8 protein-coding genes are annotated in these 12,736 nt (G+C 56.8%); 5 read left to right on the top strand and 3 right to left on the bottom strand.

Features of this window, described 5'->3' with window-relative positions:
- Positions 1 to 156 precede the first annotated feature (156 nt).
- The 4 genes from tssI to I6L40_RS18555 all read left to right on the top strand — a co-directional run bounded on the left by tssI (position 157) and on the right by I6L40_RS18555 (position 6,904).
- Positions 157 to 2,238 (top strand): type VI secretion system tip protein TssI/VgrG, encoded by a 2,082-nt coding sequence (gene tssI / locus I6L40_RS18570; protein ID WP_216994693.1) that lies wholly within the window; start codon positions 157 to 159, stop codon positions 2,236 to 2,238.
- A gap of 9 nt (positions 2,239 to 2,247) precedes the next feature.
- Positions 2,248 to 4,830: a hypothetical protein gene (locus I6L40_RS21085; protein WP_239693824.1), complete on the top strand. Its 2,583-nt coding sequence runs from the start codon at positions 2,248 to 2,250 to the stop codon at positions 4,828 to 4,830.
- Positions 4,831 to 4,843: 13 nt separating this feature from the next.
- Positions 4,844 to 5,335, top strand: coding sequence for a hypothetical protein (locus tag I6L40_RS18560; RefSeq protein WP_143241773.1), 492 nt, complete (start codon positions 4,844 to 4,846; stop codon positions 5,333 to 5,335).
- A gap of 414 nt (positions 5,336 to 5,749) precedes the next feature.
- Positions 5,750 to 6,904: a 3-phenylpropionate MFS transporter gene (locus I6L40_RS18555; protein ID WP_071912948.1), complete on the top strand. Its 1,155-nt coding sequence runs from the start codon at positions 5,750 to 5,752 to the stop codon at positions 6,902 to 6,904.
- Positions 6,905 to 6,981: 77 nt separating this feature from the next.
- Here I6L40_RS18555 and I6L40_RS18550 read toward each other — a convergent pair whose 3' ends face one another.
- The 3 genes from I6L40_RS18550 to I6L40_RS18540 are packed head-to-tail and all read right to left on the bottom strand — an operon-like array spanning position 6,982 to position 8,971.
- Positions 6,982 to 8,199: a hypothetical protein gene (locus I6L40_RS18550; protein WP_071912950.1), complete on the bottom strand. Its 1,218-nt coding sequence runs from the start codon at positions 8,197 to 8,199 to the stop codon at positions 6,982 to 6,984.
- A gap of 6 nt (positions 8,200 to 8,205) precedes the next feature.
- Positions 8,206 to 8,415 (bottom strand): helix-turn-helix transcriptional regulator, encoded by a 210-nt coding sequence (locus I6L40_RS18545; protein ID WP_033112641.1) that lies wholly within the window; start codon positions 8,413 to 8,415, stop codon positions 8,206 to 8,208.
- 7 nt (positions 8,416 to 8,422) lie between these two features.
- The gene (locus I6L40_RS18540) at positions 8,423 to 8,971 is read right to left on the bottom strand and encodes a DUF2975 domain-containing protein (RefSeq protein ID WP_041210868.1); all 549 of its coding nucleotides are present in this window, start codon (positions 8,969 to 8,971) and stop codon (positions 8,423 to 8,425) included.
- Positions 8,972 to 9,188: 217 nt separating this feature from the next.
- Between I6L40_RS18540 and I6L40_RS18535 the strand changes: the two genes are divergently transcribed.
- Positions 9,189 to 12,662, top strand: coding sequence for a PAS domain-containing hybrid sensor histidine kinase/response regulator (locus I6L40_RS18535; protein WP_071912952.1), 3,474 nt, complete (start codon positions 9,189 to 9,191; stop codon positions 12,660 to 12,662).
- Positions 12,663 to 12,736: the final 74 nt, after the last annotated feature.

Here is a 12,736-nt window from a genome sequence, read left to right as displayed (position 1 = left end):
GGTGTCCTGTGATGCAGACCCAATCCGCCCGTAACCCGTGTTCGCCGCTATCTTGGTTGCCCGTTGTGGCACCGGAGAGGGCGGTAGCGTGGTTTGGCGGTTGGGGTCTTGAAGAGGGGCGCAGACATCGCGTGGCCGTGACAAGAGGGGAGAGCCATGGCTAATCAAACCGGATTGCAATTTACCGTCAAGGTGGGGGCGCTGCCCGAGAGCACCTTCGTGGTGGCGAGTTTCCAGCTGGACGAGGGGCTGAACCGGCCGTTCAACCTGCGCCTTGAGCTGGCCAGCAGCCAGCCCGATGTCGACTTTGGTGCCGTGCTGGACCAGCCCTGCGAGCTCATGGTGTGGTACAACGGCGAGCTGCAACGCCGGGTGGGCGGGGTAGTGAGCGAGTTTGCCCAAGGGGACAGCGGCTTTCGCCGTACCCGTTACCGCATTGAGGTGAAACCCGCCTTGTGGCGACTTGGTTTGCGCCAGAACTCTCGCATTTTTCAGGCGCAAAAGCCTGACGAAATCCTCAGTATCCTGCTGCAAGAGCACGGCATTACCGACTACGCCTTTGCGCTCAAGAATGAACATGCCCAGCGCGAATACTGCGTCCAGTACCGCGAGACCGACCTCGACTTTGTGAACCGCCTCGCAGCCGAAGAGGGCTTGTTCTACTTCCACGAGTTTGAAGCAGGCAAACACCGCATTGTATTTGCCGACGACGCGGCAGCATTGACTCAAGGCCCCGAGCTTTTCTTCAACCTCGGCAACCGCTCGCTGGAACAAGGCCCTTACGTGCGTCAGTTCCACTACCGCGAGGCGGTGCGCCCTTCTGATGTGGAGCTCAAGGACTACAGCTTCAAGACCCCGGCCTATGGCCTCTCCCATAAAAAGCAGGGCGCTGAGCTTGAGCATCAGCGCGATACCTACCAGCACTTCGACTACCCGGGCCGCTACAAGCAGGACCCGAGCGGCAAGGCCTTTGTCCAGCACCGGCTCGATGCCCTGCGCAATGACGCAGTCAGCGGCAGTGGCAAATCCAACAGCGCCGCATTGCTACCGGGCCAGCACTTTTCATTGACCGAACACCCCAACGGCAGCCTCAACACCGACTGGCAAATCGTCCATATCCGCCACACCGGTGAACAACCGCAGGCGCTGGAGGAAGAGGGTGGCAGCGGCCCGACCGTCTACCACAACGAATTTGGCGTGGTGAAGGCGAGCACCACTTGGCGGGCCCGCATCGGCAGCCCGGAAGCACCTCACAAACCCATGGTGGATGGCCCGCAAATCGCCATCGTGGTGGGTCCCGAGGGGGAAGAGATTTACTGCGACGAGCATGGCCGGGTGAAGCTGCAATTCCCGTGGGACAGATATGGCAGCTCCAACGACCAGAGCTCCTGCTGGGTGCGAGTGAGCCAGGGCTGGGCGGGCGGTCAATACGGCATGATGGCCATCCCGCGCATCGGCCACGAGGTCATCGTCTCGTTTCTGGAAGGAGACCCCGACCAGCCTATCGTGACCGGTCGCACCTTCCACGCCACCAACCGGCCACCGTATGAGTTGCCCGCCAACAAGACCCGCACCGTGCTGCGCACCGAAACCCACAAGGGCGAGGGTTTTAACGAGCTGCGCTTTGAAGACCAGGCGGGACAGGAAGAGATTTATATCCACGGTCAGAAAGACCTGAACGTGCTGATAGAGAACGACGCCGCCTGGCATATCAAACATGACGAGCATCGCGACATCGACTTTGATCGGGTAACCCGCATCAGAAAGGTGCCGGGCAAGGATGGTGCTCCGCCCAGCCTCGGTAATGACCACCTGACAGTTGAAGGTGAAAAACGCGACCACATCAAGGCGGACTATTCGCTGACAGTTGATACCTCCCTGCATCAGAAGCTAGGCCAATCCCTGTTGGTGGAAGCGGGTGAAGAGGTGCATATCAAGGTGGGTGACAAGCTGGTGCTGGAGGCGGGCTCCGAGATCACTCTCAAGGGCGGCGGTAGTTTTGTGAAAGTTGACCCGAGTGGCATCAAGCTGGTCGGCCCCGCCATCAAGCTCAATGCCGGCGGCAGCCCGGGCTCTGGCTCTGGCTGGGCTGGTCAGGCTCCCGTTACTCCCAAAGGGGTTGAGGTGGTCAAAGCCCCAGAACTGGTTGAACTGGTCAAGGCGATTGCCACCGAGAAGGCGATGGAGGCGCTCTTGAAAGACGAGAAGCCCGCTGCGTTCTATCTCTTTTCTGAATAAGGAGAAAGCATGAAGTTTGCATTTCCCATCCTCACAGCCACAGGGGAAGAATTCAAAGATGTCAAAGCCCTGACAGCACTTATTAATGGCGAGAAATCCGGTCATTATCTCCTGGGCAATCACAACAAGTGGCATGGCGGTATTCATATCAGCGACCAGAGTGCCCCCTGGTGCAAAGATAAATATCCTGTCAGAGCCATTGCTGACGGCAAAGTTGTGGCTTTTCGGATGATGAAGGATTATCTGACCTCTGAATTTCAGGGGGAGTCACTGCGTTATTCCAACTGCTTCTGCCTAGTCCAACACGAATATTGTGAAATAAATGCAGAAACAAAAGCTAAAAACGAGTTCACCTTTTATTCGCTCTATATGCACCTGTTGCCTTGGAATAAGTACCAAAGAACCGATACACTGGTGCTAAAAAAAGGTTGGAATGCTCGCAATTCCGTTCCCCACGCGAATCCTGATGCTGAGCAGCAGCGTGCCGATGCAGTCTTGCCCCGTTTCACTTTGCCTAAAGATACCGAACTGGAAATGGATAGCAGCACGCCATCCCAAAAGGGGAGTATCGGGGGCAAGGAGTATGATTTCATCAAGGTAAAGATCAAGAGCAAGCTGTCCAATGCCCAGATAAAAGAGGCTGAAAAGGCTGGCGTATTGGTCAGTGAAGGGAGTTCAGTCTGGATCGCCAATAGCCCGGATGCCGTGACCTTTATCAAGCCTAATGTGCCAACCTGGCTATTCGATCAGATAGATGCAGAGCTATTGAAGGATATGCCTGGGTGTGCAGACCCTGTTCTGGATGATAAAAGTGGTCGCTTGAGGGCCGGCAGTGGCAACGTCTTACTGCCAGCTGGCACCAAGTTGCAGTATGATGCGCACCAACTCGAATTCCATTGGATTGGTGATAAAGCGTGCAAGATGGCCAGATGCAAATATGTAATGCCGAGTGGGGGCGGCACTCAGGGGAATTGTGGTCTCGCCTGGGTGTGCGTAGAAGATGAATTTATCAAGGCTAAAAGGCTTCCTCCCTCCCATCTCGACGAGCTATATGTGCTGCCATCTCCCGTGGCAATTGCTGCAGGTGAAACCATAGGCTATCTCGGCTTGGTGGAAACGCCAGGGTCCCTGATTGGGGGCAAGCAGAGCAAGCATCAGGTTCATCTTGAGGTGTTTACCCAAGATCCTCGTCTGGACGATGTTCTGGCCAACAAAGCCGAAACAAAAGGCGGTGCAACCTATGCTAAAGTGCCTGCCGATGTGATCCTGCATGAGAAGAAGAGTGAGGGGGGACAATCCAAGTGGGTGGCAACCAAGGACAAAAGTCAGGAAGTGTTGGTTGAATCACCCAAGTTGGAAAAGGATGCTGCCAAGCAGGAGTGGGTCTGTGTCTCATCAGATAAATATGTCAAGAAAGAGCAAGTTGAGTTATTGAGTCAACATGACTGGTTGAAGATCGGTTTTAAAAAGGTCGATGGCTCAGGCTCTGACGGCTATCTGGATCCTGACGCGCCCTCCACCTTCTTTACCGAATTGGTAAAGAGTTTCGATACTGATAAGAATGGTGAGCTTAGCAGTGAAGAGATACAGACCGCTCTACAAAATAACGGTAATGCCGAACAACTTCATAATCTAATTGTGAAGCATCCCAGTGAATGGTACGAAAAATCATCAGGCAGTAGCTATGAATGGTTGGATAATCTTATGACCAAGATTGGCCTGCCAGACTTTGATTTATTAGTTGATCATGAAAAGCAGCGTATCGATAAGCTGGAGTGGATGCAGAGTGCCGCTAAATTAAAACTTGGAGAAAACATATGGCATTTTCATCCGATGGGGATAATCGGACTGATAAATAATATAGAAAACAACCTTATTACATTTGAAATGGTGTTTGCTGCTAATTTGAACCAAGGGCGAGTTAATTGCGAAAAAATTCTTCCATACTTAAATAAATATGCTCGTATTTATAATTTAAGGGATATGAGAGCGCTTGCTCACTTCTTATCTCAGGTCGGCCATGAATCTAACTTTGTTCCAATTAGTGAAAATTTAAAATATAGTCCTAAGGGTATGAGGAGGATTTTTGGTTGCAAAGGTGGGCCCAAAAATTATGATCCTTTGAAGGATGATGCTACTAAGGGAAGGTTAAGACCGAAACTCTGGACAGAAGAGAGTAAGTATGCATCTAACCCAGAGGCTCTAGGAAGTTATGTTTATGCTAGTAGAGAGGGAAGCGGTAACGGCGATGAAGCATCGGGTGATGGTTATAAATATCGCGGCAGGGGATTAATTCAAATAACATTCAAGGATACATATAAAAAATTCACAAAAGAACACAATAAAAGAAACCCTGAGGATTTAAAAGATTTTGTGCTTTCTCCTGACGATGTGCTTGATCTTGGATATGCTACGGAATCAGCATTTTTCTTCTGGTTTGTATATAAAAAAGACTTAAATAAGGTCGCTTCTATAGGGACTGTTAGTGAGGTAACTAAAATTGTAAATGGTGGGAAGAATGGATATGATGATAGACTGATGAGATTTAATTCTGTTGCTTCTGTAATTGGTATAAATAAAAGCAGTGAATAAAGTGGTGGTTTTCATGAATATACGCAAATGTCTTTTGGTTATTTTTACGTCTTTTGTATGTTTTTTTTCTTATGCGGGAGAGGTAATACAAGGTCCCTATAAAATAAGTCATGACACAGATTCTATTAGTGTGGAAAAAAGTAGCGATGAAGATTGTCCTGTAAACCTAATCGTATCTGGTAATAAGACATCCTATGTTATGGATAAGTTATGTATCAATGGTGATTTTCCAAATGTTAGGAGTGTTTTTTTTGCTAGGTTGGGAGGTGTAAACTATATTGGCACAATCGTTTCTTGGTATAACAAACATCAAGCTGAAGGGATAGATCAAACGGATTATCAGGTGACTATGTACAAAAAAAACAAGAGCGGGATTTATGTAATTGATAAAGAAAAAAACAATGATGCATCTTTTTATGGAACAGAAGATGGCACTGGTGATGGAAGTTATAGGTTTAATACCGCTTCGGCAGTAAAAAAATATTTAATGGGGAAGTATAACTAGGGTAGATAAAACTAGGGCAGGTGCGAATCGAATAAGAGCTCGATTCTAGTGATTACTAGGCATCGGCCAATAGTCTGGCTTGCGTGACTTTAGTGTATATTTCCTGCTGTATCAATTTCAGCCTCATCTTAGTGTATGGCCGGGGGGGGGGGGGGGGCGCTAGCCATCCTATTATTTGTAACAATGGTCAGATTATCCGCAAGGTCGGCTCTAGCAGATAAAAAGAAACCCGCCATGGGCGGGTGGAAGGATTGCAACACTAACCAGGAGGAGGTGTTATCAAGTAGACCCCGCTTCTTCGGTAATAGTTCAATTTTATTGAAGTTTTTTCGATTTCTTCGCGGGGTTTCCATCGGGATCTGCGGGGGAGGATAGGTTATCATTCTGCTCCCGTCATCCGGTTGCAGAGGATCTATGCCCGCGTTCTCCTGGTTAGCGCTCTTTTTCGGCGCCTTCTATTTTGTCTACGGCGCTTACTTGCCGTTCTGGTCGCTCTGGCTGGAGGGGGTGGGCGTCAGCGCCGAGATGATTGGTCTCCTGCTGGGGGCGGGGATGGCGATCCGCTTTGCCGGCAACCTGATGGTGATGGGACAGATCAAGGGGGCGGGCCATCTGCTGCCGGTTACTCGATTGCTCTCCCTGCTCAGCCTGCTCGCCTTCCTTGGTTTCTATCTCAGCCATCACCTCTGGTGGCTGGTTGGTCTCACCCTGATTGCCAACTTTATCTACCCGACCCTGATGCCGGTGGGTGAGGCGCTGGCAACCCGCATGGTGGTGCAGGCGCATATCGACTACGGCAAGGTGCGGCTGTGCGGTTCGTTTGCCTTTATCGTTGCCTCGACTTTGGTGGGGGCGCTGGTGGGCAACTTCGGCAGCGACTGGATTTTGCACACCATGGTGGCGGGGCTGGTGCTGATGCTGCTGCTCAGCTGGCTGCCACTTAGTCCCGCGCCACAGGATGTGCAGGGGGAGCGCGCCAAGGCATCCTTGCTGGCGACCCTACGCAGCGCGCCGGTGCGCCGCTTCCTGTTGCTGACAGCGCTGCTGCAGGGAAGCCACGCCGCCTATTACGGTTTCAGTGCCATCTACTGGAAGGCGCAAGGATATAGCGGCACCATCATCGGCTATCTCTGGGCGATCGGGGTGGTGGCCGAGATCTGTATGTTCGCCGCCGACAAGCGCTTCCTGCAACGCTTCGGGGCGCAGAGCCTCTTTATCGCCGGAGCCATCGGTTGTGTGGTGCGCTGGGTATTGCTGGGAGCTTCGACCGAGCTGTGGGTACTGGTGCTGGGGCAGCTGCTCCACGCGGTGACGTTCGGGGTGAGCCATCTCGGGGCGGTGCGCTTCATGACCCGCCAGCTACCGGCCGAGCAGTTGATCCCGACCCAGTCCCTTTACGCAGCGCTGGGTCTTGGCATGACGGTGGCGGCTCTGATGGCACTCTGCGGCGTGCTGTTCGAGCCACTGGGCGGCGGCATCTTCTTCCTGATGGTGCTGGTGGTCTTGCCGGTTTTCTTCCTGCGGCTGCGCCCCTTTGTGCCCTCTGCGCAGGAGAGTGCTCCATCCTGATATCTGTCTATCTGAACCATCACCTGGAAAAAGGGAGAGCCACGGCTCTCCCTTTTTCGTTGCTGCGGTTTGCGGTGTTACTGTGGTTCGCCAAGATAGCGGCGGCTGAGGCGGCGCCAAGTATCCGAGCCGATGGTGCCGGCAAGCAGTTCACTGGATGCGGCATCAAAGCGGCCATCCGTTAGCCAGCCCAGTTGGGGCAGCAGTTGGGCCAGCGTCACGTCATTGTGCTGCAGCTCCCGCTCCAGCGCTTCCCAGAAGGCGCTCCCCTTGACGTAAAAGAGCGGGTAGTAGGAGCGATCGCCAGCCATCACCTCGCGAGCTGCCCGATAGAGGCCACTCTCGCTATGGGGCAGCTGTTTGCCCCGCTCGGCCAGCTCGTTGACCGCCGTGACCTGATGCAGCCGAAAGCGGCGCAGTGCCTTGATGGCGAGGTACTCGGCGAGGCTCTCTTCAACCCAGGTGGGCTGTGGCGTCGAGCTGCGGGCGTTAAGAATGTGCGCAGCCTCGTGGGCCGAGGTGCGCAGCAGGCGCAGGGGCGCCTGTGGCGTCGGCTTGCCATTCATGGTTGGGTAGTTGGCGACAAACACCTGATCCCCGGCGGCTCCGCCAAGAGAGCGGGTCGCCACATCTCGCCCGAGCCACACCAGTTGCCATGGATGAGTGGGCGGGGCCACATCGAGCTGAAAGGCCAGATAGTCGATGATCTCATTCAGTTGTTGCTGCAAGGCCGGCAGATCGAGCTGGTTGGCAATCTCGTCATGGCTCAGCACCAGCCGCGGATCCGGTTTGGTGACGGGCACAGTTTGCAGACCAAATGGCAGGATCAGCGGTGGCTGGTTGACATCCGGTAACGGTTGGCAGCTGCCATCCGGCAGACACACCTTCCCTTGGTGGCTCCCCTGCTGGCGCACAAAGTTACCCCACTCGGTCAATAGCCACTGGTCGGGGGCAAACAGCAGCGACTGTTGAGCCGAGGCATCCGCCCCCAGCGCTGGAGCTGGTGTGAGAGTGATCTGCCAGCCAACCTCTTTGCAGGAGAAGGGCTGGTTGAGGGCTACCGGCTGGTTGTCTGCAAGGCAGACCAGCGCGGGGGAAACCGGCGTGGCACTGCCCGGCAACTGGCGGGCGGGGAGCAGGGTAAAAGGGGGCTCGCCCTGCATGGTGAGGCGCACTTGCAGCACATTAGCGCTGGCGTCCTGTTCGACAAGGTAGCGGGGGCCGCTCGCGTCATCGCTGGCGCAAGCCCACAACGGCAGCAGCCACAGGGCAAACAGGGTGATATGACGACTCATAAGGGGTTAGCGCTCCTGCTCGTAGCCCAGCAGATCGCCGGGCTGGCACTGGAGTTCACGGCAGATGGCCTCCAGAGTGGAGAAGCGCACCGCCTTGGCGTGGCCATTCTTGAGGATCGAGAGGTTGGCTTCGGTGATGTCGATGCGCTGGGCCAGTTCGCGAGCGGTCATTTTGCGTTCGGCCAGCAGGGCATCGAGCCGGATGATGATGGGCATGGGATCCTCACACCGTCAGTTGCTGTTCATCGGCCAGCAGTTTGGCCTCGCGCATGACCAGTGCCAGCGCCAGCACGATCAGTCCCGCCAGCAGTACCCGGAAATCGGAGGTACTCAGCGCTATGGTACCGAGTACTTCCGGGCCTCTCATGGTGAGCACCGTATCCAGCAGGGGCAGGTGGATCAACTCGACCACGAAGGTTGCACAGAGCAGCAGCCCGATTTGCCGGTAGCGGCGGATCTGCTCGAAGGTGAAGAGCAGGCCGTGGCGGTAGCCACGAAACAGCTGGCGCAGTTGCCAGAGCATCATCATGAAGACCAGATCCGGCAACAGTTGTACCAGAGTGCCGAGCAGCCGGGTGGAGAAGTGCAGTGGATAGTCTGCCGGGTTGATGCCGGGACGGCTCAGAATGGTGTTGAGCTTCTCCTGCAGCAAATCGGCGCCACCGAAGGGGGTCCACACCTCCAGCAAGGTGATCAAAGGGGTCGCCAGCAGAGCCAGTAGCAGCAGCCATTCGATCAGCATGCTCGAGCGTTCGAGTTTGTTGGATATCATCTCATTCCTCACCGTGATGGGTTTTGTATGAAAGGTAAAGTTTATCGTTTATCAATATTCATAGCGGCAATGTTTATTGTTTTGCGATATACAGTCAAGGCAAAACTTATTGAAAAACGATAATTTCAATCTGTCTGAAGGTGATGACTTTTAGCGGCCACCTCTCTAGACTGGCCGAACCTGCATACAAATTCTCAACATGGACAAGGGGTTGCAGATGCACCAGGGATGGTTGCTGATCGGATTGTCGCTCTCCTATCTGGGGCTGCTGTTTCTGATCGCCTTCGTGGCGGACAAGCACAAGCGGCATCGAATGAAGGGGCAGCCGCTGCTCTACAGCCTGTCGCTGGCGGTCTACTGCACCTCCTGGACCTTCTTCGGCACCGTGGGGCAGGCGAGTGAATCACCCTGGTCGCCGGTGCCCATCTATCTCGGCCCCATGCTGGTCTTTCTGTTTGGCTGGCGGCTGCTGGCGCGCCTCATTCTGGTGGCCAAGCGGGAACACATCACCTCCATCGCCGACTTCATCGCCGCCCGTTACGGCAAGTCCCAGCGTCTCGCCATGCTCATCGCCCTTATCGCCATCATGGGGATCCTTCCCTACCTGGTGCTGCAGCTCAAAGCGATCGTGACCGGGCTCGATCTGCTGATGGTCAACAGCGCAGGGACGGGGCACGCCAGCGCCATATCGGGCAATACCGCCGAACTGGCGCTCGGGGTCGCCATGCTGCTGGCGTTGTTCAGCATCCTGTTCGGCACCCGCCATCTCGATGCCACCGAGCACCACAGAGGAATGGTGGTAGCCATCGCTTTTGAGTCGGTGGTGAAGCTGCTCGCCTTTATCTCGGTGGGGGGCTTTGCCCTCTGGCTCATTCTGAGCAAGCCGAGCCCGGCACGCAGCGAGGTGGCGGGACACTTCTTCGATGCGGTGATGGCGGTGACGCCCGGCAGTCTGCTGGAGCTGGCCATCTACACGGTATTGGCGATGTGCGCGGTCATCTGCCTGCCGCGCCAGTTTCATGTGACTGTGGTGGAGAACAATCAGGGGCAGGATCTGCACTGGGCGCGCTGGATCTTCCCGCTCTACCTGTTCGTGATGGGGCTCTTTATCTGGCCGCTGGCGCTGGCTGGCAAGCAGTGGGTGGGGGCGGACATGGCCTCCGACACCTATGTGATCAGTCTGCCGATGGCCCTTGGTTTTGACGGGGTCGCCATGCTCGCCTTCCTTGGCGGCACCTCGGCGGCGACCGGCATGGTGATCGTCTGCACCATCGCGCTGGCCATCATGGTGAGCAACGATCTGGTGCTGCCGGTGCTGCTGCGCCGTTTCTGGCAGCAGGGGCGCGATGAGCGGCTGGTGCGGTTGCTGCTGCAGGTACGTCGTGGCGCCATCCTGTTGATCCTGCTGGCGGCCTGGTTGCTCTACCTCTGGCTTGGCGATCTCACCAGCTTGTCGCGCATCGGTTACCTCTCCTTTGGTGCCGTGGCCCAGTTTGCCCCAGCCCTGCTGCTCGGTCTCTATTGGCGGCACGGCAATCGCAAGGGGGTCTATCTCGGCCTGATCCTCGGCGTGAGCCTCTGGTTCATCACCCTGCTGGCGGAGAGCGGTCTGCTGGCCGGCTCACCGCTGGAGGCGTTGCTGGCGCCACCCGATTGGCCCGCTTTTCGCGATCTCAGCCTCGGGGCCTGGTGCATCTTCCTGAGCCTGCTCTTCAACCTGCTTGGCTATGTAGCGGGCTCGCTGCTCTCCCGTCCGGCGGTGAGCGAGCGGTTGCAGGCGGCCAACTTCGTCGGCAAGCCGAGTCGCGATACCACGGCGCTCTATCAGGCGCGGGTCTCGGTGAAGGAGCTGGAGATGCTGGCCGCCCGCTTCGTCGGGTCGAGCCGGGTCAAGCGTGCCTTTGGTCGCTTTGCCGGTGAGCATGGCGGCACGCTGGCACCGCAGATGCAGGCGTCGGCCGAGCTGATTGCCCATACCGAGCGGCTGCTGGCCGGGGTGTTTGGCACCTCGTCGGCGCGGCTGGTGCTCGCCTCTGCCCTGCAGGGGCGCAACATGCAGCTCGAGGAGATCGCCACCATAGTGGACGAGGCCTCTGACGTATTTCGCTTCAACCGCGGTCTGCTGCAAGGGGCGATCGAGCATATCGGGCAGGGGATCTCGGTGGTGGATCGGGAGCTCAAGCTGGTGGCGTGGAACCGGCGTTACATTGAGCTGTTCCACTATCCGCCCGGGCTTATCCAGGCGGGGCGCCCCATCGAGGAGATCATCCGCTACAACGCACTGCAGGGGCTGTGCGGCCCCGGCGATATCGAGGAGCATGTGGCGCGCCGGGTCGCGTTTATGAAACGGGGCAGTGCCCATATCTCGGCGCGGGAGCGCCCCGATGGCCGGGTGATCGAGATGCAGGGCAATCCCATGCCGGCAGGCGGGTTTGTCATGACCTTTACCGATATCACGCCGTTTCGTGATGCCGAACGGGTGCTGCGCGAAGCCAATGAACATCTGGAGGCGCGGGTCGCCGAGCGTACCCGCGAGCTCTCCGAACTCAACCGCCAGCTGCTGCTGGTGAACCAGCAGGTGGAGCGGGCCAATCAATCCAAGAGCCGTTTTCTGGCTGCGGTCAGCCACGATCTGACCCAGCCCCTCAACGCGGCCAAGCTCTTTACCTCCTCCTTGCTGGAGATGCTGCCGGCCGAAGAGGAGCCCGCCCGCATCGCCCGCCATATCGACGATGCGCTGGGGGCGACCGAGGATCTCATCAGCGATCTGCTCGATATCTCGCGCCTTGAGGCGGGCAAGTTCAAAGCCAAGAAACTCGACTTCGCCCTGCACGATCTGTTCGACAACCTGAAGGCGGAGTTCGGGGTGCTGGCGCAGGCGGGGGGGATCCACTTCTCGGTGGTGGAGAGCAAGCTGGCGGTGCACAGCGATGTGCGCCTGCTGCGCCGGGTGCTGCAGAACTTTCTCACCAATGCGTTTCGCTACAACCCGGGCGGCCGGGTGCTACTCGGCTGCCGCAGGCTGGGGAGTAAGATCCGCATCGAGGTGTGGGACAACGGCCCCGGCATTCCGCAAGACAAGCAGGAGGCGATCTTCGACGAGTTCTCCCGCCTCGATCACTCCCGTACCGCCAGGGAGCAGGGGCTGGGTCTGGGGCTCGCCATTGCCCGCGGCATCTCGCTGGTGCTGGGCCATCAGCTCACATTGCAGAGCTGGCCGGGCAAGGGATCGGTCTTTGCGGTGACCCTCAATCTGGCCACCCGGCCGGTGGCTGCCCATCCGGTTGCCGCGCCCGCTCTGCGTGACAGCCAGCTGGAGGGGGTCAGGGTGCTCTGCATCGACAACGAGCGCGATATTCTGGCGGCGATGAGTTCACTGCTTGGCCGCTGGGGCTGCGAGGTGCGCTGCGCCGTCGATCTGGCCGAGGCCGAGGCGCTGGTGGCAGAAGGGTTTGTGCCGAGACTTGTGCTCTCGGACTATCACCTCGACGACGGCAAGACCGGGCTGGAGGCCATTGCCGCGCTGCAGCAGGCTTGTGGTGACGAGCCGGGGGGGATCATCATCAGCGCTGATCGCAAGAGCGAGCTGCAGGCGCAGATCCGCGAGCGGGGATACGGCTACATCAGCAAGCCGGTCAAACCGCTCAAGCTGCGGGCCCTGATGAACAGCTTGTTGTTGCCGGTGCAGTGAGCCAGCTCACAAAATTAATCAAATGATGGAGGGATGGGAGTGGCGCGAAAGGGGGAGGGATAGAGGCTGATGTC

The organism is Aeromonas sp. FDAARGOS 1410 (assembly GCF_019048745.1).
Taxonomy (GTDB): domain Bacteria; phylum Pseudomonadota; class Gammaproteobacteria; order Enterobacterales; family Aeromonadaceae; genus Aeromonas; species Aeromonas jandaei.
Note: the sequence above shows the minus strand (reverse complement) of the source record. Positions and strands in the feature narration are given on the sequence as shown.